2 protein-coding genes and 1 pseudogene are annotated in these 2,001 nt (G+C 61.4%); 1 reads left to right on the top strand and 2 read right to left on the bottom strand.

The genetic code is table 11. The features are described 5' to 3' along the window. On the bottom strand, window positions 1-557 hold a 557-nt coding region (locus DDF70_RS36085; protein WP_245435789.1), incomplete at its 3' end, for an IS5 family transposase. Window positions 558-614: 57 nt separating this feature from the next. Between DDF70_RS36085 and DDF70_RS36090 the strand changes: the two are divergent. Next, window positions 615-773: pseudogene (locus DDF70_RS36090) on the top strand (transposase); the annotation flags it as partial. A gap of 43 nt (window positions 774-816) precedes the next feature. On the opposite strand, the gene DDF70_RS36095 reads toward DDF70_RS36090, so the two are convergent. Further along, a protein-coding gene (locus DDF70_RS36095; protein WP_425374111.1) for an IS3 family transposase occupies window positions 817-1,961 on the bottom strand; the annotation gives its coding sequence in 2 pieces (ribosomal slippage) (window positions 817-1,703 and window positions 1,703-1,961; 1,146 coding nt in all). Between the last annotated feature and the right edge of the window lie 40 nt (window positions 1,962-2,001).

The following is a 2,001-nucleotide window of genomic DNA, read 5'->3' on the forward strand; positions in this document are numbered from 1 at the left end:
TAGTCCTTGGCCAGCCGCCGGTTGGTAGTCAGCCAACCGATGGTCCGCTCCACCACCCACCTTCGCGCGAGCACCTGAAAGCCACTCGGTCGCGTCGGCGGCTCTGCGTCAGCCCGCATCCAGGTGCCTTCACTCCACCAGTGTTGCGGAATCGACAGCTTCCATCCCAGCGCTCTGCACAACCAGTCCTTCAGCCCGCGATAAGCCGTGTCGGCCCACACGCGCTCAATGGCCGGAAACAGATGCTGCAGCCCCTCCAGCAGGAGTTCGGCGCCTGCGCGATCATGAATGTCGGCGGGCTGCATGCTGTTCTTCAGCAGATTGCCTTGCGTATCAACGAGCAGATGGCGCTTGCGGCCCTTCACCTTCTTGGCACCGTCGTACCCTCGTGGTCCACCCATCTCAGTGGTCTTGACCGACTGGCTGTCGATGATCGCCGCTGTCGGCTGAGGAGGACGGCCGATCGTACGCCAATAGCTCTCCCGCAGGACCTGGGTCACGTGCTTCCACGTGCCGTCCTCACGCCACTGGGCATAGTGGTAAAAGACGGCACTGATCTTCCCTCGTTTTGACGGACACCTCTAATACGCTCCTGTAGAGCGGGAAGGTGTTTGATGACGAAGACAAGGCGAGAATTCACACCCGAGTTCAAGCAAGAGGCCGTGGCGCTTCTGGAAGGCAGCGGCCGTCCTCTGATGCAGATCGCGACCGAGCTGGGGATCTCTCCCTCCATGCTCAGGAACTGGCGCGCTATTGCCCATGGCGCATCACCCCGGTCCTGGATTTGCTTCGCTTAAGTGGAGAGCGGTTTGCTAGCTATTCGGCCAGCCTTTCGAACTGAACCGGACTGACATAATCGAGTGTCGAGTGACGCCGGACGGGGTTGTAAAAGCCGTCGATGTAGTGGCCGATCGCCTGCTTGGCCTCGGCTCTGGTCTCAAAGACGGTGCGCCAGACCAGCTCAGATTTCAAGGTCTTGAAGAAGGTCTCAACAACGGCGTTGTCGAAGCAATTGCCTTTCCCGGACATTGAGATCTGGATGCCGTGTTTCTTCAGCGCGGCCTGATACTCGTTCGAACAATATTGACTGCCGCGATCCGCATGATGGATCAGCCCCTCACCAGGTCTTCGGATCGCCAGAGCCTTGCGCAGGGCTTCGAGCGCCAGTTCCTTGTGGAGGCTGTCACTGACCGCCCAGCCGACCACCCGGCGGGCGAAGAGATCGAGGACGACGGCCAGATAGAGCCAGCCCTCGTTCGTCCACAGATAGGAGATATCGGCCGCCCACTTCTCGTTCGGGCGCTCGGCCGAGAAGTCCTGCTCGAGCAGGTTGGGCGCGATCGGAAAGCCATGATGGCTGTCGGTGGTGCGCTTGAACCGCCGCTTCTGCCGGGCTTTCAACCCGTTCTCGCGCATCAGCCGAGCAGTCCGACGGCGACCGACCTTCAGGCCCTTATCCTGCAACTCGCAAGTCATGCGGGGACTGCCGTAGGTCTCATGCGAGCGGATGAAGGCCGAGCGGACATGGGCCAAGAGCACCAGGTCCTCCCGCTGACGGCAACTCGCCGGACGCGATCGCCAGGCGAAATAGCCGCTCTGGCTCACGCCGAGAACTTGGCACAGGCGGGTGACGGGGAACTCCTCTTTCGCCACATCGATGAACCGGAACTTCATCGACTTCCCTCCTTGGCGAAAAAAGCCGTGGCCTTCTTCAGGATCTCCCGCTCCTGGCGCAGGATCTCGTTCTCGCGCCGCAGTCGCTTCAACTCGGCCGCCATGTCCTCTTGGCGCTCTTCGGGCGGATCATCGATCTGGTGCTCGCGCCGGCGATCAATCCAGTGGCGCAGGGTCGACAGGCCGACCCCGAGATCCGCGGCAATCGCACGCCGGCTGCGGCCGCTGGTCAGAGCAAGCCGCACCGCCTCATCCTGGAACTCTCTCGTAAAGCGTGTCTGGGGCATGGAGATCCTCCTGCTTCATGAAAGGCTCTCCATTTTTTCG

The organism is Microvirga calopogonii (assembly GCF_003347665.1).
GTDB lineage: Bacteria > Pseudomonadota > Alphaproteobacteria > Rhizobiales > Beijerinckiaceae > Microvirga > Microvirga calopogonii.